Below are 16,909 nucleotides of genomic sequence, written 5' to 3' on the forward strand. Positions count from 1 at the left end.
TCTCCGTCATGCGCGATGACGAAGAACTGCTTCTGCGGCACGAGCCCCTCGAAGCCGCGGAGGTTGACCACGTCCACGGTGGCCTCGCCCTCCCAGCCCTCCAGCCAGGAGCCGTTCTGGTTGACGGGAATTCCCACCACGCGCGACTCGGCGCCCGTGGCAGGATCCACGTAGCGCACCCAGTGCGGCGTGGAGATCCTTGAGGAAGTAGTCCGGCCCCACCAGCGGCCCCATGGTGTGGTGGCCGGTGAAGTGGATGAGATCCAGCGTCCGGTTTCCCGCCGGGGTGCGCAGGGTGTTGTAGCGGTCGCGCCAGGACGCGCCCCAGCTCGTGTTGTTGTACCCGGTGACGTTCTGCAGCGCGTTGAGATCCTGGACGTTGTTCACCACCGCCCCGGACATGGTCACGTGGACCTGCCCCGTGGGGGCGTGGGTGTTCATGTCCGCCGCGACGCTCGGGGGCCAGTACATATAGGCGCCCGTCTTCGCGTGGTGCGAGTAGTAGGTGACCAGGTCATCGTGCGGCATCGGCGCGCCCGACGGCAGGTAATAGGTGTAGTTCGACGGAGGGTTCTGCTTCAGGTGGATGACCTGGCCGTCATACGTGTAGCGGATGGCTCCGCCCACCGGCGTCGAGGCGTACTTGCTGACGTCGTAGTACGCCCAGAAGTTGGGCATGTGGTTGTGGTAGACGTGCAACGCGGCGATCTGCGCTCGCGCCGGTCCGGCCAGCAGCAGCGCCGCCACGGCGGGCAGCAGCAACGGTTTCAATCGGTTCACGGGGTTCCTCGGAGGGAGGGGAAGCGCCGGACCGACTAGTCGGGATAACATTTCTTGTCATTTGTTTCGGGAATTCTGTTTTTGGAGGGGCACACATGAGGTGGTTCTGGATGTGCGCGCTGCTCTCGATGGCGGCGTGTTCCGAGAAGCAGGGGAGTGGGGCCGGGCAGACCGCGCAGGACAAGGAGGCGGCGGCCCTGGCGAACAAGGACGAGAAGTGCCCCGGCGGGACGGTGAAGGGGTGCCTGGACGCGGCCACGGAGGCCGAGCGCAAGGGCGACTCCCCGCGCGCGGTGGAGATGTACACGCGTGTTTGTGACGCGGGCGTCGCACGGGTGTGCAACGTGCTGGGCACCTTCGTCTGGCAGGGGCGGGGCGTGAGCGCGGACCCGGCGCGGGCCTATTCGCTCTACAAGCGCGCGTGTGACGGAGGCGACGCCGCGGGCTGCTTCAGCGCGGGCATCTGCCACCGCACGGGCACGTGCGCCGAGAAGAACGACGCCGAGGCCACGAAGCTCATCCAGCGCGCGTGCGATGGCGGGGACAAACGGGCCTGCGCCAACCTGGGCGGCCGCTGAAGGCCCGCCCGGCGGCGCTCAGGGGGACAGCGGGTGCTTCACGGCGTGGTGGTGCCCGCCTGGGCCGGCGCGGTGGGCGCGGCCTGGGCCCCCTGCGCGGCCTGGGCCCCCTGCGCGGCCTGGGCGGCCTCGGCTTCGGCCCTGGCCTTGAGCAGGGCCTCGCGCTCGAGGCGGTTCTTCGCCTCCTTCTCGGTCAGCGACTTGATGGTGGCCAGGCCCTGCTCGAAGTCCTTGCCGATCATCCCGTCCATGTCCATGACCAGGGACATCGCCTTGCCCAGGAAGGTGTTGTTCCCCTCCATGGCCCAGCTCACCGTGATGCTGCCGTCGGGCGTGGGCTTGAACGTGAAGAGGGTGGTGTTCGTGGCCGCCCAGGGCTCGAGGAACTCGAGCTGGATCTGGATGGACTCGTAGAGCTTCGCGTCCACGATGGTCATCCGGCCCTTGCCGACCTGATCATTTCCGGACCAGGTGTAGATGGCGCCCGGCCCGGCATAGGAACCATCGAAGGTCGTCTGCATCTTCGGGTCCTTCCCCGCCCAGGGTGACCAGAACTTCCACTGGTGGAAGTCGTTCACGATGCCGAAGGGGAGATCGACCGGGGCGGCGATGGTGATCGACCGCTCGACACGGAAGGTGGACGGCCTCGAGGCCACCACGGCGCCCACGCCGATGAGGGCGACGAGGAGCGCGAGGGAAATCTTCTTGAGCATTTCGTCTCCTGAATGACGGGGTGAACCGTATGTCCCCTGAGGGCCGGACGGCAAATGTCCCGAGCCTCGCAACACAGCGTCCGGGCCACCTACTCCAGGGGTCCGGCCGAGCAGGCGTGCTAGGTTTCCGCCCATGAGCACGCGCTCGCCCGGCCGCAGCCCGTCTCCTCCTCTTCCCTGGAGTCTCGTCCTGGTGTTGCTGGCCGGGAGCGCCCTGGCCCAGCCCGCGCTCGACGAAGCACAATACGTGGAGCGGGTGCTCACCGGGAGCCTGGAGGCCCGTGTCGCCGAGCTCGAGGCCGCGCTTGGCCGGAGCGAGGCCGTGGGTGTGGGCCTGTGGCCCAACCCCGCCCTGGAGTGGGAGCGCCAGAAGACGGGCTCCGGCACGCGGGAGGGGGAGAGCCAGGACGTGTGGGTGGCCTCCATTCCGCTGGTGCTCTCCGGGCGGTTGGGTCTGGAGGCCGAGGCCGCCGAGCGGAGCGCTCAGTCCGCCGAGGCGCGGCTCGAATGGGCCCGGGCCGGGCTGCGCCATGAGGCGACCCGCGCCTTCGCCGCGGTGCTGGCGGCCCGGGAGCGCCGGAGCATCCTCGAGGAGTCGCTCGCCGCGCTGACGCGCCTGTCCGAGGCCATCGCCGTCCGCGAGAAGGCGGGGGAGGCCGCGGGCTACGAGCGGCTGCGCATCGAGCTGGAGGCGGAGACGGTGCGGGATGCGCTGCGCGGTGCCGTGCTGGAGGAGCAACAGGCCACGGCCCAGGCGTTGTGGTTGCTCGGGCCCGGTGTGGCGTCGCTGCCTCCGTTGCAGGGCGCGCTCGGCGTGGAACGGCCCCTGCCGGACGGGGCCTCGCTGCTGGCCGGGCTCGGTGAGCGCCGGGGCGATCTGCGTGCGTTGACGTTGGAGGCCCGGAGCGCGGAGGCCGCTCGGCGTGCGGCGGGCCGCGGCTTCATTCCGGAGCCCGTCGTGACCGCGGGCGCGCAGTTCCTCGATGTGGGGCAGCCGGGCGCGGGCGCCGGGTATGTCGTGGGCCTCGCGCTGCCACTTCCCTTCTTCGAGCGAGGGCAGGGCGAGTCCGCCCGGGCGGAGGCGCGCAGGGTCCTCTCCGAAGCCCGCCACGCCGCGCTCCTGCACGCCGCGCGGACCCGCCTCCCCGTGCTGCTCGAGGCCGTGTCCGGCAGACGGGAGCGGCTCGCCCGGCACCGGGCCGGTGTCCTCTCGCGCGCGGAGGAGTTGCGCCGCATCGCCGCGACGGCCTACAGGGGCGGCAGTGCGGAGCTCCTCGTCCTGGTCGACGCCGAGCGCGCCGCACGTGAGGCACGGCTGACGGCCCTCGAGCTGGGCGTGTCCCTCGTCGAAGCGGAGACCGACCTTCTTCTTCTCGCGGGCGCCTATGACGGCACCTCACCCCGGAGCCCCAGGCGATGAGCCGACCTCTGTTACTCCTTCTCACGGTGGCGTGTCTGGCCGCCTGCAAGCAGCGCCCGGAAGGACATGCGCATGGGCAGGGCCAGGAGCATGGCCACGAGCACGGTGGGGCGGCCTCCTCGGAGCCGGAGCGGCCGGATCTGTCCGTGACCGTCTACCAGGATGGCCTCGAGCTGTTCATGGAGTACCCGGCGCTGGTGGTGGGCCAGCCCTCGCCGCTGGTGGCGCACTTCACCGATGCCCGCGACCCCAACGGCTTCCGGGTGGTGACGAAGGGCCGGGTGACGGCCACGCTGCGCTACGCGGACGGCACCGAGGAGCGCTTCGTGGCCGACAAGCTCCTGCGCGACGGCATCTTCAAGCCCGAGGTGCGCCCCACCCGGGCCGGAGAGGCCACGCTCACCCTGCGCTTGGAGGGAGAACAGGTGTCGGGCACGGTGGAGGTGGGCAAGGCCGTGGTGCACGCCACCGTCGCCGCGGCCGTGGCCGCCGCGCCTCCGGAAGAGGCGGGAGAGACGGCCGTATCCTTCCTCAAGGAGCAGCAGTGGAAGACGCAGTACGCGACGGCGCCGGCCGAGCCCCGGGTCCTCCAGGGAGGGGTGCGCGCCAACGGTGAGCTCAAGCCCGTGGCGGGCCAGTCCGCGGAGCTGTCGGCCCCCGTGGCGGGGCGCATCCCCGTGGGAGACAAAGTGGTGCACCTGGGGCAGCGCGTGCGCAAGGGCGAGGTGCTCGTGCGGCTCATGCCCACGAGCTCCGCGGCTGGGACGGACGTGGCCACCGTGGAGATGGAGGCGGCGCGGGCCCGGGCGGAGCTGGGCCTGGCGGAGCGGGAGGTGAAGCGCGCGGAGGAGATGTTCGCGGGCAAGGCCATCCCCGAGAAGCAGCTCGACGCGGCCCGGGTGGCGCGGGAGGTGGCGGCGGCCCGGGTGGAGGCCACCGAGCGGCAGCTCGCGCTCTACCGCAGCACCCAGAGCGGAGCCCCGGCGGGCCCCAGTGGCGCCGCCTTCGAGTTGCGCTCCCCGGTGGACGGGGTGGTGTCCTACGCCGAGGTGACTCCCGGAGCGATCGTGGACATGGGCACGCGGCTCGTCTCGGTGGTCAACCCCGAGCGGCTGTGGCTGGAGGCACGGGTGTACGAGGCGGATGTGGCGAAGGTGGAGCGCTCGCCCGGAGCGGCCTTCACGGTGGCGGGTTTCGACCGCGAGTTCTCCGTGGACGAGAAGACGGGCCGGCGCGTCGCGGTGGGCTCGGTGGTGGACCGGGCGACGCGCACGGTGCCCATCATCTTCGAGCTGCCCAATCCCGAGGGCGTCCTCAAGCCGGGCATGTTCGCCAAGGTGATGCTCTACACGGGGGAGACGGTGCGCGGGGTGGCCATTCCCGAGTCCGCCATCGTCGACGACAACGGCAAGCCCACCGTCTTCGTCCTGGAGGGGGGCGAGTCCTTCTTCAAGCGGGCCATCCAACCCGGGGTGCGCTCGGGCGGCTACGTCCAGGTGCTCGAGGGCGTGAGGGAAGGGGAGCGGGTCGTCTCCCGGGGCGCCTACGAGCTCAAACTGTCCGCCGCGGCGGGTGCGGCCGTCGGGCACGGCCACTCGCACTGAGGACGCGGAATGAATCGACTCATCCGCTGGTCCATCGACAACCGGTTGCTGGTGGTGGCGGCCTCCGTGCTGCTGCTCATTCTCGGCATCGAGACCGCCCGGAAGATGCCCGTGGATGTCTTTCCGGACCTCACCGCGCCCACCGTGGCGGTCCTCACCGAGGCGCATGGGCTCGCCCCCGAGGAGGTGGAGACGCTCATCACCTTCCCCATCGAGACCACGGTGAATGGCGCCACGGGCGTGCGCCGGGTGCGCTCGGCCTCCGCCGTGGGCCTCTCCATCGTCTGGGTGGAGTTCGACTGGGGCACGGACATCTACACCGCCCGGCAGGTGGTGAACGAGAAGCTGCAGCTCGTCGCGAGCCAGCTCCCGCCGGACGTGCCGCCGCCCACCCTGGCGCCCATCTCCTCGGTGATGGGGGAGATCCTCTTCCTGTCCATCTCCTGGGACAAGGCCGCGCAGGCTCCGGACGTGGCGGGGCGCGAGGCGCAGATGATGGAGGCGCGCAGCGCGGCGGACTGGGTGCTGAGAAAGCGCCTGCTGTCGGTGGCGGGTGTCTCGCAGGTGGTGCCCATCGGCGGCGCGGTGAAGCAGTACCAGGTGCTGCTGCGGCCCGAGGCGCTCCAGGCCCTCGACGTCAGTTTCGAGCAGGTGGTGCACGGGCTGCGGACGACGAACCGGAACACCTCGGGCGGCTTCTACGTGGAGCGGGGGCAGGAGTACCTGCTGCGCGCGGTGGGGCGGGCCCAGGGCGTGGAGGACATCGCCAACACGGTGGTCACCGTGCGCGCGGGCCAGCCCATCACCGTGGGGCAGGTGGCGGACGTGCGGGTGGGGCCGAAGACGAAACGCGGGGAGGGGAGCGCCAACGCGGAGCCCGCCGTCATCCTCGCGGTGATGAAGCAGCCGGACGCCAACACCCTGGCGCTCACCCGGAACCTGGACGCGGTGCTGGACGACATCCAGCCCACCCTGCCCAAGGGCCTGGTCATCAACCGCCACATCTTCCGGCAGGCGGACTTCATCTCGGTGGCGGTGCGCAACGTGTCCGTGGCGCTCCGGGACGGCGCCATCCTCGTCGCCGTCATCCTGCTCGTGTTCCTGATGAACCTGCGGGCCACCTTCATCTCCCTCGTGGCCATCCCGCTGTCGCTGGTGGTGGCGGTGCTGGCGCTCAAGGCGCTCGGCGTCACCCTCAACACCATGACCATCGGCGGGCTGACCATCGCCATCGGGGCGCTGGTGGACGATGCCATCATCGACGTGGAGAACGTCTTCCGGCGCCTGCGGGAGAACGCGCACCTGCCCGAGGCAGAGCGCCGGTCCTCCTTGGAGGTCATCTACCGGGCCTCGGTGGAGATACGTACCGCCATCGTCTTCGCCACCCTCATCATCATCCTCGTCTTCGTGCCGCTCTTCTTCCTCTCGGGGCTGGAGGGGCGGATGCTGGCGCCGCTGGGGCTGGCCTACATCGTGGCCATCGCGGCCTCGTTGGCCGTGGCCGTCACGGTCACCCCCGCGCTGTGCGCGTACCTGTTGCCGCGGGCCCGCTCCCTGGGAGCGGAGGAGGGCCCCGTGCTGCACTGGCTGAAGGCGCGCTACGAGCCCGTCCTCACGTGGGCGCTGACGCGTCCCAGGGTCATCCTGGGGGGAGCCGCCGTGGCCTTCCTCGCCACGCTCGTCCTCGTGCCCTTCCTCGGGCGCTCCTTCCTGCCCGAGTTCAACGAGGGCACGTTCACCGTGAATGTCGTTACCCTGCCGGGCACCTCGCTGGAGGAGTCGGACAAGCTCGGCCGCCGCGTGGAGCAGGCCCTGCTGGCGCTTCCCGAGGTGGTGAGCACCTCGCGCCGCACCGGGCGCGCGGAGCTGGACGAGCATGCCCAGGACGTCAACGCCTCGGAGCTCGACGTGGGGGTGGACCTCTCCAAGGGCAAGCGCGACAAGGAGGAGTTGCTGGAGGCGATGCGCGCGGCGCTCGCCCAGGTGCCGGGGGCGGTCGTCACCATCGGCCAGCCGCTCTCGCACCGCATCGATCACATGCTCTCGGGCTCACGCGCCGCCATCGCGTTGAAGCTCTTCGGCGATGACCTGGACACGCTGCGCGGGCTGGCCGAGCGCGTGAAGACGGTGGCCGAGAACACCCCGGGCGCGGTGGACGTGTCCATCGAGCAGCAGGTGAACATCCCGGAGGTGGAGATCCGCATGGACCGTGACGCCGTGGCACGTTACGGCCTCACCACGGGCGAGGTCGCCGAGGCGGTGGAGCGGGCCTTCGCCGGTGAGACGGTGGGCACCGTGCTGGAGGGGCAGCGGGCGGTGGAGCTCATCGCGCGGCTGGATGACGCCTCGCGGGCGGACCTGGACGCCATCGCCTCTACGCCGCTCGACACTCCCGCGGGGCCGAGGATTCCCCTGAAGATGCTGGCGAGCCTCACGCGCGAGTCCGGCCCCAACACCATCACCCGCGAGGGCGTGCAGCGGAAGATGGTGGTCCAGGCCAACGTGTCCGGGAGGGATCTGTCGTCGGTGGTGGACGACCTCCGGGCCCGCGTGGCGCGCGAGGTGCCGTTGCCCGAGGGCTACTACATCGTCTATGGCGGCCAGTTCGAGAGCGCCAAGGAGGCCACGCGCACCATCGGCCTGCTGGGCCTGGGCGTGGTGGTGGGCATCTTCCTGCTGCTGGTGGTGGCCTTCTCCTCGGTGCGCAACGCGCTGCTGACTCTCATCAACCTGCCGCTGGCGCTCATCGGCGGAGTGGTGGCGGTGGTGCTCACCTCGGGCGTGGTGAGCGTGGCCTCGATGGTGGGCTTCATCACCCTGTTCGGCATCGCCACGCGCAACGGCATCCTCATGGTGAGCCACTTCGAGCACCTGATGACCGAGGAGGGAAAGAGCCTCCCGGAGGCGGTGGTGCAGGGCTCGCTGGAGCGGCTGGCGCCCATCCTCATGACGGCGCTGTGCGCGGGGCTCGCCCTGGTGCCGCTCGTCATCGCCGGGGGTGAGGCGGGCAACGAGATTCAGGCCCCCATGGGCGTGGTCATCCTGGGAGGGCTGCTCTCCTCCACCTTCCTCAACATGCTGGTGGTGCCGGTGCTCTTCCGGCTCTTCGGCCGGCCCCCCACGGCCCGCGCCTGAGCTACTTGGCGAGGTCGATGACCAGCGCGGGGTAGTAGTTGTTGCGGTCGACGAGGTCGCTCCAGAAGCTCAACTCCTGTCCCCACGACCAGATCTTGAAATCGCCGACGGCGGGCGCGGCCTTGGGCTTTGCTGGCACGTACACCCAGTGGGTCACGTTGTGGTAGGGCTCGAACCGCTGATCGCCGGGACGATCGCCCACGCCGAGGACGAGCCCGCTCCAGCGCACCGAGTTCGTGGAGCCGGCATTCTGCACCCGCGCCACCTCCTCCGTGAACTTCGCGAAGTCGGGTTTGACCTGCCTCGACCTCTTGCCCGCGAAATTGTGGAACTCGGCTGCCTTGATCGGCAGCGCACCGGCGACCTTGATGTCGACGAGCGCGAGCAGGTTCTTCAGGACGTCCGCGGGCAGGGCCAGGTCACCGCGTTTGTAGGACAACTCGTTCTTGAACGCCTGGTTCACCTTCGCGTTGGCCTGGACCAGATCCTTCACCTTGTTCGCCGGCTGCGGCAGTACCGAGTCGGAGGTGAGGTTGCCGCGCGACCAGGCCCAGAGCGATGAATAGGTTTCGCACTTCGCCCAGTCACCATCGCCTTTCTGCTTCGAGCTTCTCCTTGAGCAGGATCATCAACCCGTGGCACATCATCCAGTCCTCGCGGGCGTCGATGTCGATGATGCCCGCCAGGTCGCGCTTGATGAGGCGCTGGGTGATCTGCGTCGACTTGTGGACGTCCCGGTACGCCTTGCACGACATGAGGCAGTTGAGGAAGTCCTTGAGCGCCCCGTTCTTCGTGACGAACAGGTGCATCAGCGCCGCCGCGAAGCCACAGCAGCCTGTATTCTGGTTCAGCGTGTGGGGATCCTGCTTGCACTCTTCGATGGTCGGCATGGGACGGCTCCCTCGAGGTGGTGGTGAACCTCGGGAGCTTGGACCCGCGACGGGGAATTTCGGGCAAGCGGGCTATTTCGTCGGCGCCCGGTCCGCGGCCAGCTTGAGCGCGCGCTTCTCCACTCCGCGCACCGTGGCCAGCACGGCGTCCTTCTGGCCCACACCCGCCAGGAAGCCCGGGATGGAGCCGCCCGGCTCCACGATGAAGCGGTAGACGAAGCGGACCCCGCCCTCGGCGCGCGGGGTGAAGTACCAGCTTCCCTGGTTGTGCCGCAGCCGCACCACGCCCACGCGCTCCGGCAGCGCGCTGTTGTCCGGCGTCCACTTCTGGTGGAACGCCACCTGCGTGCCGTCCGCGCCCAGCACCGGCTCGTCATGCACCCGAAGCACGTAGTCGCGATCCGAGATGAGGGGGAAGTCCAGCCGCGTGTACGTCAGGCGGGTGCCGTCCTCGCCCCGCGACAGCAGCCGCGACTCCGTCACGTACGGCATGAAGTTCCGGAAGTTGTCATGGTCCGTCAGCGCCGCCTGGACGTCCTGGAGGCTCACCGGCAGCACGCCCTCGGCCCACACCTCCCGCCCCCCCGTCACGGCCGTGTAGGGCCGGGCCTTGATGGCGATGTCTCCGTCGGACACCTGCTCCCAGTCCTCGGCCCCGGCGCCACCCGCCACCAATGTGCACACCAGGACCACCACTCCCGCCACGCTCCGCATGTTCGTCTCCTACGCATGACGTATGGCGGAAGAGAGCCCATGACGTATGGCCGGACTAGAGCCCATGTCGCGCCCGGCGCCTAGCGCAGAAGCGCGCCCATGTTGCTCGGTGAGCGGGCGGGCTCCCTGGTTTGTTACACTCGCGGGGGGATGACCCTGACTCGCGAGCGCCTCGTGGCGCTGCACGGCCGAGACTCCATCGCCGTCTCCACGCTACAGCCGGGCCTGGAGTCCTTTGCTTCGCCCTCGGGCTTCCTCGCGTACCGGCACGCCCGGGGCTACGACGTGGTGCTCGGCCCGCCCCTGTGTGCGCCCGGGCATCGCGAGGAGCTGCTGGCGGGCTTCCTCGCGCGCAGCCGCCGGCCCTTCTTCGCCTACCTGGACGAGGAGACGGCGGTGCTGCTGCGGAGGCTCCGGCCCGGCCGGCTCTTCTTCTCGGGCATCGGGGTGGAGCGGGTGCTGCCACTGGACGGGCCCCGCCTTCCGCTCGGCCGGGAGGTCCAGAGCGCGTTGCGCAAGGCCACCCGGGCGGGGCTCCGTCTGGAGCCGGTGGACTTCGCGAGCCTGGCTCCGGAGCGGCGCGCGCACCTGGAGGCCCTCAACGAGGGCTTCGTGCGCCGCAGCCAGGTGGGCCGCGAGCTGGGCTTCATCAACCGCCCCATGTCCTTCGCGCCGGACGCGCCAGGCCGGCTCTTCCTGCTGCGGCTCGGCGCGGAGTCTCCGTTCGGCTTCGCCGTGCTCGACCCGTACCTGGGCCCGGACGGGCGGCGTGCGTACCTGCTCAACGGGGTGCGCTTCGAGCCCACACGGCTGTGGGGCGTGTACCTGGCCACCGTCGCGCTCTTCCTCGAGCTGCTGCGGGAGGAGGGGGCCGCGGAGCTGTCGCTGGGCATGTGCCCGATGTTCCGCGTCCACACGCCGCCCGCGCTGCGGAAGCTCGGTGCTGCTGGACTGGCAGCTGCGGCTGCTGGTGCGGTGGCGGTCCCACTTCTACGACCTGGCCCCGCTGGAGCGCATGAAGGAGCTGCTGCCGGGAAGGGAGCTGCAGCGCTTCATCGCGCTGCCCACGCGCTTCGTGCCCGGTCCGCTGCATGCGCTCATGGAGGTGTCGGGCATGACGTGGAGTGGCATGGTGGAGGCCCAGAAGGAGCGGGTCCGCGCCGGGAAGCCGGAGGCGGCATGAGGGCCCGCCGTGCGGTGTCCTTGGGGGCCTGGCCCCTGCTCACGCTGGGGGCCGTGGCGGTGGTGGGGGTGGCGGGCCAGCGCGCCGGGGGCTCCGCGCCGGGGGCGCTCGCGGGGACGGTGGTGGCGGCGGCCCTGTGTGTCTCGCTGCTCGAGTGGTGCTTTCCGTACCGCGCGGCCTGGGCGCGCGGCCAGGGGGACACGTGGGTGGACGCGGGGCTGCTCGTCCTGTCCTCGGCGGTGGGGGACTCGGTGGTGCGAGGGCTCCCGGCGCTCGTGGGACTCCTGCTGGCGATGGGTGTTCCGGCGACACCCGGCCCATGGCCCGTGGACTGGCCCGTGGGGGCGCAACTCGTGCTGGCGCTGCTGCTCGGCGAGCTGGGGGGTTATTGGACGCACCGGCTGATGCACCGGGTGCCCCTGCTGTGGCGGCTGCACGCCGTGCACCACAGCGCGCCGCGGTTGTACTGGCTCAACGCCACGCGCAACCACCCGGGAGACGTGCTGGTGAGCACCCTGGCCTCGGTGGGCCCGCTGGTGCTCCTGGGCGCCGGGGCGGCGGTGCTGGAGCCGTTCACCGCTTTCGTCAGCGTGCACCTCATGTTGCAGCACGCGAACCTGGACACGCGGCTGGGGCCCTTGCGCCGGTGGCTCAGCACGGGCGAGGCGCACCGCTGGCACCACTCGCGGCGGCTCGAGGAGGCCGAGGCCAACTACGGCAACGTGCTGCTGGTGTGGGACGCCGTCTTCGGCACCCTGCGCATTCCCGAGGGCCGTGAGCCCCCGGAGGACGTGGGCCTGAGCGGCACCCCGGACTTCCCGCGCTCGTTGGGGGGCCAGCTCCTCTCCCCCTGGCGAAGTGCCCTCTGGAGCCGCCGGGATTGAGCCGTTCTCCTCCCGGGCGGCCGGGAGGGGGGCTTCACCTGTCCTTGTCCGCCACGAGCCAGCCCAGGCCGTCACCCATGCGGCGCTGGTCCCTCACGCGGAAGTGCTGGGTGCGCAGCTCGGCGAGCAGCCCCCCATGGTCGAAGCGGTCCTCCTGCGGGTGGTGCAGCAGGCGCCGCCACACGGGGTGGGTGATGAAGGGGGCGTAGGACTCCTCCGCGAAGAGGCGCCCGCCGGGCTTCAGCACGCGCCGCACCTCGGCCAGCCCCGCCCGCCAGTCCGGCAGGTGGTGCAGCACGCCGAAGGCGAACACCGCCTCGTACGTGCCGTCCCGCTCGGGAATCTCCGTGGCGCTGCCCTCCCAGACGCGCACCCGCTCCCCGTGCCTCTCCAGCCGCCGCCGCGCCCGGGCCACCATGTCCGGGTCCAGGTCGAACGCGTCCACGCTCGCCGCGCCGAACTGCCCGAGGATGATGTCCACGCCCACGCCGTGGCCGCAGCCGATCTCCAACACCCGGCTGCCCTCCGCCGTGCCGCCCAGCCGCCGCAGCAGCGGGCCCGCGTACCAGCGCTGCACCGCCTCGCGCACGGGATTGACCATCATCCACGTCTCGAGCCGATTCATCCGCATGAGGCGCCCCGGGAGTGCTTCAGCACTCGATGATGTTCACCGCGAGGCCGCCCCGCGCGGTTTCCTTGTACTTGGTCATCATGTCCGCGCCCGTCTGGCGCATCGTCGCGATGACCTTGTCGAGCGACACCTTGTGCTTGCCATCCCCCTGCAGCGCGAGCCGCGCGGCGTTGATGGCCTTGATGGAGCCCATGGCGTTGCGCTCGATGCACGGCACCTGGACGAGCCCGCCGATGGGATCGCACGTGAGGCCCAGGTTGTGCTCCATGCCGATCTCCGCCGCGTTCTCCACCTGCTCCGCCGTGCCGCCCATCACCTCGGTGAGGGCCGCGGCCGCCATGGAGCAGGCCACGCCCACCTCGCCCTGGCAGCCCACCTCGGCGCCGGAGATGGAGGCGTTGAGCTTGTAGAGCATGCCGATGGCTCCGGCGGTGAGCAGGTAGCGGACGGCGCCCTCGTCGTCCGCGCCCGGCACGAAGCGCCGGTAGTAGTGCAGCACCGCGGGGATGATGCCGGCCGCGCCGTTGGTGGGCGCCGTCACCACGCGCCCCTGCGCCGCGTTCTCCTCGTTCACCGCGAGCGCGTAGAGGTTCACCCAGTCCATGGCCACCAGCGGATCCGCGTTGCCGCGCATGTCCCCCTTGAGCTTGCGGTAGATGGCCGCCGCGCGCCGCTTCACCTTCAGCCCGCCCGGGAGGATGCCCTCGCGCTCACAGCCGCGCTTCACGCACGCCTGCATGACCTCCCAGATGCGCAGCAGCCCCGCCCGTACCTCGGCCTCCGGCCGCAGCGCCTTCTCGTTCTCCATCATCAGCGTGCTGATGCTCAGCCCGTGCTGGTGGCAGAGGGCCAGCAGCTCCGCGCCCGTCTTGAAGGGGTAGGGGATGCGCGAGTCCTTCGCGCTCCCCACGTGCGTCGGGGTGCCGTCGTCGTTGATGACGAAGCCGCCGCCCACCGAATAGTAGATGCGGCTGAAGGGCTCGCTCCGCCCGGCGAGCACCGCGGTGAAGCGCATCCCGTTGGGGTGGCGCGGCAGCGACTGCCGCTTGTGGAAGACGATGTCCTCGGAGGCCCGGAACTTCACCGTGTGCTGGCCGAGCAGCTTCAGCTTCGCCGTCTCGGTGATGCCCGAGATGCGCGCCGGCACGGCGTCACAGTCCACCTCTTCGGGACGCTCGCCCTCCAGCCCGAGCAGGACCGCGACGTCGCTGCCGTGTCCCTTGCCGGTATGCCCGAGCGAGCCGAAGAGCTCCGCCTTCACGGACTCGACGGTGCCGAGCCCTCCCGCCGCCTTGGCGAGGGTCTCCACGAACTGCCGCGCTGCACGCATCGGTCCCACGGTATGCGAGCTCGAGGGCCCGATCCCGATGGTGAACATGTCGAAGACACTGAGTGACACGAACTGCCTCCCGCCCGAGGGCTGGCGAACCTATAACCCAAGCGGGTGCCACTTGCCCGTGGCGCGGGTGTGTCCAATGCAATGCATCACCGGGGACACATTCCTCCCCGATGACGCAGAGCGTGATGGCTGGAGATCCAACGACTCAGTGGCCCGAGGCGGCCGAGGCGGCGAACTCCTCCGGCATGACGGGCATGCGGAAGGGCAGTTTCCAACGCTCGCGGTTGCCTGGCTGGAGGGTCTTCACCCGGGCGAGCCCGCGCAGGCTCAGGCCGAGCAGGGACAGCATGCCCAGGGTGATGGCGCCCGAGGTGGCGGTGCGCAGCGTCCGCGGCCACAGGGCGCGCAGGCCAAAGAGGCCCACGGGGAGGACATAGACGGGAACGGCGACCAGGCCCGCGAGCGCGAGCATGCGCCGCTTGTCGGATTCAGTCATAGCGGAGAGCTTCATGGCTGCCCTACAGGGTGAGGGCGCGGGTGGCTGGCGGGAAGGGGTCCCCCGGTGCTGGCTGCACGGTCAGCGACAGATCGGACGGGCCGCCTGACATTCCCCTCAGTTGCCCCCGTTCCCGCGCCACGCTTCCCGGCGCTGGTCGTGGGCGCTCTTGCGCGCGAGCGCCTCCTCGATCCGCCTGGGCAGCTCCTCCAGGCGGGTGCGGTGCATCCGGATGCTCAGCGCGTACAGGCCCTGCTCCTGCTCCGGGAGCTGGGCGCCGTACTGCTCGAGCACCTTGCTCGCGAACGCGATGGAGTCCTCCGACACCTTGCGGCGGTGCTCGTAGTACTGGTGGATCTCCTGCTCGGTGGCCGTGTTCGACTGCACCTTGCCGTAGAGCTCGTTCCAGCGCAGCCCTTCCTCTTCGCGCTTGCGCAGGACCTCGGGATCCTTCGTCGGGACGCTCGTTTCCCAATACAGGTTGCCGGGCAGCAGCTCGCGCAGCTTCTCCAGGTCCACCGGATGCCGGTCTGGCGCCGCGGCGGGAGCGGCCTCGGCGGCTGGCTCGGAGGGGAGTCCGGGAGCGTTGCTGGCGGCGGGCACCGGCGGAGCGGCCTCGGCCCGGGGCTCCGGCGCGGGGGCGCTTCGCGTAGGCACCCCGGCCCGCGGGGGTTGTCCGGATGCGTCATCCGGGGCCGGCTCCGCGCGGAAGACCCCGGCGAGCACCAGGACCAGCAGCACGGCGGCCGAGACCGCGAGCAGCCACGGCAGAATCTTCGCTCGAACATTCAAACCCATGACGGATGAGATACCCCGTGACGTGTGTTTGTCACAATCTCGAAAAGTGGGAATTCGCTGCTTCGTCTGGAGATACGACGAATTCACGGATTGTGCTAGTCTGTCCGTCCCACCACAAACCAATCATGGAAGGAGTTGGGATGAAAAACCATCTCTTGATGGGTCTTCTCGCCGCCGCCGCCGTGGCGCCGGCCACCGCCCAGGCCAAGGTCATCGTCTCCGGCATCGTCGATGTCCTCGTGGACGGAGGAAACAACTATAGCTGGCAGAAGGTGGAGTTGCCGGGGACGAAGTGTGGCAACGGCTCGCAATACAAGTTCTTCGTCCACCGCAGTGACACGGGCTCGCAGAACCTGCTGTTCATGTTCGAGGGTGGCGGCGCGTGTTGGGATTACGACACCTGCAGCGGGCGCGCGGGCGTGCTGGGCGCGGCCAACCCGAACGGGCTCTCGGACGACTACATGCAGCAGTTCACGGCGAAGTACGTCTCGCCGATCGTGAACGGGGCGGATCCGGGCCTGCCGTTCCGCAGCCGCAAGGATCTGGTGACCAAGGACTGGAACATCGTCTACATGCCGTACTGCACGGGCGACGTGCACGTCGGCAACAACGCCGTCACCTACACGGATCCGACGGGCCAGCAGCCGCCGCTCACCTGGCACCACTCGGGATATGCCAACACGATCGCCGCGGCCAACTACGCGAAGACGCAGTTCCCCAGCGCCCAGAAGCTGCTCGTCACCGGCTTCAGCGCGGGCGGCACCGCCACCGCGTCCGCGTACTACTTCGTTCGCAAGGCCATCAACCCGGCGCGTGGCTATTACCTGAACGACTCGGGCCCCATCTACCTGGCTCCCAACGTGAATGACCGCTCGCGCGCCCTGCACGACAAGATCCGCCAGTCCTGGAATCTGAACTCGGTCTTCAGCCAGCTCCCGGCCTCGTTCGACCAGAACAACATGGGCACCATCAACCGCATGGTGGCGACGGAGTTCCCCAGCGATCAGCTCGCCTACACGGCCTATACGCGGGACTACAACTACTCGCGCTTCTCCTACGAGCGCTTCCACACGCCCAACGACAAGGAGTCGGTGCTGAGCTACTGGAAGCAGGACCAGGACCGGCTCGTCAACGAGCTGAAGCTCTACAACAACTTCAGCTATTTCATCCCGCACGCCCGGCCCATCAACGACAGCCACTGCACCACCATCATCACCTTCGTGGGCGCGCACGCGTGCCAGCGGATGGAGAAGAAGCGCTGGTATGAGTACGTCTCCGAGCCGTGGCAGAGCTGGAAGTGCAACAGCGAGTTCGTGCCGATGGACACCTTCCTCCAGCGCTTCATCAACGAGAACCAGCGCATCCGCATCTACGAGCCGGCCAACGGCTACAACGATGAGGATCCGGGCATGGACATCCTCGCGCCGCTCATCAACGGCGCGCTCGGGGGCTGAGCCCGGCTGACCCCGGGCAGCACGTCCGGCTCCGTGCTGCCCCGGGGACCCGGCCCGGCAGGCTCCCGGGGGCCCGTCCGCCCGTCTCCTCCCTGGTTGCCCCGAGCACCCGTCATCCCCACGGGTACGGCACGGGGTGCCTCATGAAGGTCATCGTCTTCGGTGCGACGGGTGGAACGGGCCAGGCCACGGTGCGGGAGCTGCTGGAGGGCGGCCACGAGGTGACGGCGTTCTCCCGGCATGCGGACCGGCTGGACATCCACTCGGAGCGGCTCCGCCGGCTCGTGGGG

Annotated in this window: 15 protein-coding genes and 1 pseudogene; 7 read left to right on the forward strand and 9 right to left on the reverse strand. The window is 69.9% G+C overall.

Going from position 1 to position 16,909, the window contains the following annotated elements:
• Window positions 1-6: 6 nt before the first annotated feature.
• On the reverse strand, window positions 7-780 hold the full coding sequence (locus ACN28I_RS46600) for a hypothetical protein (RefSeq protein ID WP_420948302.1): 774 nt from the start codon (window positions 778-780) through the stop codon (window positions 7-9).
• 95 nt (window positions 781-875) lie between these two features.
• Between ACN28I_RS46600 and ACN28I_RS46605 the strand changes: the two genes are divergently transcribed.
• Window positions 876-1,358 carry a tetratricopeptide repeat protein gene (locus tag ACN28I_RS46605; protein ID WP_420948303.1) on the forward strand — a complete coding sequence of 161 codons (483 nt, stop codon included), beginning with the start codon at window positions 876-878 and terminating at the stop codon, window positions 1,356-1,358.
• A 38-nt stretch (window positions 1,359-1,396) separates the two neighbouring features.
• Here the strand turns inward: ACN28I_RS46605 and ACN28I_RS46610 are convergent, their stop codons facing one another.
• Entirely contained in the window at window positions 1,397-2,071 is a 675-nt protein-coding gene (locus ACN28I_RS46610) for an SRPBCC family protein (RefSeq protein ID WP_420948304.1), read from the reverse strand.
• A gap of 133 nt (window positions 2,072-2,204) precedes the next feature.
• On the opposite strand from ACN28I_RS46610, the gene ACN28I_RS46615 reads away from it, so the two are divergent.
• From ACN28I_RS46615 to ACN28I_RS46625, 3 genes are read left to right on the forward strand one after another with little or no spacing between them, the layout of a single operon-like run.
• On the forward strand, window positions 2,205-3,491 hold the full coding sequence (locus ACN28I_RS46615; protein WP_420948305.1) for a TolC family protein: 1,287 nt from the start codon (window positions 2,205-2,207) through the stop codon (window positions 3,489-3,491).
• The gene (locus ACN28I_RS46620) at window positions 3,488-5,095 is read left to right on the forward strand and encodes an efflux RND transporter periplasmic adaptor subunit (RefSeq protein WP_420948306.1); all 1,608 of its coding nucleotides are present in this window, start codon (window positions 3,488-3,490) and stop codon (window positions 5,093-5,095) included. Before ACN28I_RS46615 ends, ACN28I_RS46620 begins: the two co-directional genes overlap by 4 nt.
• Window positions 5,096-5,104: 9 nt before the next feature.
• Complete coding sequence (locus ACN28I_RS46625) at window positions 5,105-8,230, forward strand: efflux RND transporter permease subunit (protein WP_420948307.1); 3,126 nt, start codon at window positions 5,105-5,107, stop codon at window positions 8,228-8,230.
• A 1-nt stretch (window position 8,231) separates the two neighbouring features.
• Here the strand turns inward: ACN28I_RS46625 and ACN28I_RS46630 are convergent, their stop codons facing one another.
• The 3 genes from ACN28I_RS46630 to ACN28I_RS46640 all read right to left on the reverse strand — a co-directional run bounded on the left by ACN28I_RS46630 (window position 8,232) and on the right by ACN28I_RS46640 (window position 9,834).
• A complete protein-coding gene (locus ACN28I_RS46630; protein WP_420948308.1) occupies window positions 8,232-8,723 on the reverse strand; it encodes a hypothetical protein in 492 nt (163 codons plus the stop codon).
• 91 nt (window positions 8,724-8,814) lie between these two features.
• Window positions 8,815-9,120: a hypothetical protein gene (locus tag ACN28I_RS46635; protein WP_420948309.1), complete on the reverse strand. Its 306-nt coding sequence runs from the start codon at window positions 9,118-9,120 to the stop codon at window positions 8,815-8,817.
• A gap of 72 nt (window positions 9,121-9,192) precedes the next feature.
• The gene (locus tag ACN28I_RS46640) at window positions 9,193-9,834 is read right to left on the reverse strand and encodes an SRPBCC family protein (RefSeq protein WP_420948310.1); all 642 of its coding nucleotides are present in this window, start codon (window positions 9,832-9,834) and stop codon (window positions 9,193-9,195) included.
• 150 nt (window positions 9,835-9,984) lie between these two features.
• Between ACN28I_RS46640 and ACN28I_RS46645 the strand changes: the two genes are divergently transcribed.
• Window positions 9,985-11,901: a sterol desaturase family protein gene (locus tag ACN28I_RS46645; RefSeq protein WP_420948311.1), complete on the forward strand. Its 1,917-nt coding sequence runs from the start codon at window positions 9,985-9,987 to the stop codon at window positions 11,899-11,901.
• A 34-nt stretch (window positions 11,902-11,935) separates the two neighbouring features.
• Here ACN28I_RS46645 and ACN28I_RS46650 read toward each other — a convergent pair whose 3' ends face one another.
• The 4 genes from ACN28I_RS46650 to ACN28I_RS46665 form a co-directional block, all read right to left on the reverse strand.
• On the reverse strand, window positions 11,936-12,532 hold the full coding sequence (locus ACN28I_RS46650) for a class I SAM-dependent methyltransferase (protein WP_420948312.1): 597 nt from the start codon (window positions 12,530-12,532) through the stop codon (window positions 11,936-11,938).
• A gap of 19 nt (window positions 12,533-12,551) precedes the next feature.
• Complete coding sequence (locus tag ACN28I_RS46655; RefSeq protein ID WP_420948313.1) at window positions 12,552-13,931, reverse strand: L-serine ammonia-lyase; 1,380 nt, start codon at window positions 13,929-13,931, stop codon at window positions 12,552-12,554.
• A 145-nt stretch (window positions 13,932-14,076) separates the two neighbouring features.
• Window positions 14,077-14,382 carry a hypothetical protein gene (locus ACN28I_RS46660; RefSeq protein ID WP_420948314.1) on the reverse strand — a complete coding sequence of 102 codons (306 nt, stop codon included), beginning with the start codon at window positions 14,380-14,382 and terminating at the stop codon, window positions 14,077-14,079.
• 102 nt (window positions 14,383-14,484) lie between these two features.
• Window positions 14,485-15,165, reverse strand: a complete 681-nt coding sequence (locus ACN28I_RS46665) for a hypothetical protein (protein ID WP_420948315.1) — start codon at window positions 15,163-15,165, stop codon at window positions 14,485-14,487.
• 140 nt (window positions 15,166-15,305) lie between these two features.
• Between ACN28I_RS46665 and ACN28I_RS46670 the strand changes: the two genes are divergently transcribed.
• Together ACN28I_RS46670 and ACN28I_RS46675 are read left to right on the forward strand one after the other, a co-directional pair.
• Window positions 15,306-16,619: a pectin acetylesterase-family hydrolase gene (locus ACN28I_RS46670; protein WP_420948316.1), complete on the forward strand. Its 1,314-nt coding sequence runs from the start codon at window positions 15,306-15,308 to the stop codon at window positions 16,617-16,619.
• 143 nt (window positions 16,620-16,762) lie between these two features.
• Window positions 16,763-16,906 (forward strand): annotated as a pseudogene (locus ACN28I_RS46675) (NAD(P)H-binding protein); the annotation flags it as partial.
• Between the last annotated feature and the right edge of the window lie 3 nt (window positions 16,907-16,909).

It is taken from the genome of Archangium gephyra (assembly GCF_049060025.1).
Taxonomy (GTDB): domain Bacteria; phylum Myxococcota; class Myxococcia; order Myxococcales; family Myxococcaceae; genus Archangium; species Archangium gephyra_A.